The organism is Geobacillus sp. DSP4a, assembly GCF_013096875.1.
Classification (GTDB): Bacteria; Bacillota; Bacilli; order Bacillales; family Anoxybacillaceae; genus Geobacillus; species Geobacillus thermophilus.
The window spans coordinates 1-463 of the sequence record NZ_SDLD01000191.1 but is presented as its reverse complement, the minus strand read 5'-3'; the positions used below and the strand labels follow the sequence as shown (position 1 = coordinate 463).

Below are 463 nucleotides of genomic sequence, written 5' to 3'. Positions count from 1 at the left end.
TTGCGACGACGGTCCATGTGCAATGTTTGTTTCGGAGTTTCTCCAGGCTATTTTTTCGAGAGTCGCGGCAGCCGGCACGTTCGGCGACGTTGGACTCCGAATCAGTGGATAACGGAAATATGTCCAGGCACTTGGCAGAGCGACGACCAACAGGCCCGACAACTGTCGTGCAGGAACTTTTTCAATGCTAGGCGAGGCCGTGGTTCGAGTTGTTGACTTGTCGCAAGACGGATTCTCCGAACAGCATCGGCGCAGCGCCCACTTGCAACGAGAGTGCGCACGCCGCCGTTGGCACTCGCCTGCGCACCGGACTTCTGAGCGGCGGCGGAAAAAGCTTGCTGCGCAAGGAGAAGCGCCTGCGGGTGAACATGGAAATTGCCCGGGAAAAGTCGACGGTAATTATTCGTTGAATAACAGGGAAGTGCATACTTCCAACTTGGAAGTTAACTGCATGGCACCATCC

1 protein-coding gene is annotated in these 463 nt (G+C 55.7%); it reads right to left on the bottom strand.

The window, feature by feature from the left end; translation table 11 throughout:
- Positions 1 to 187: 187 nt before the first annotated feature.
- Positions 188 to 463 (bottom strand): hypothetical protein (locus ETC02_RS17555; RefSeq protein WP_216367877.1); only part of this gene is annotated, 276 nt, incomplete at its 5' end.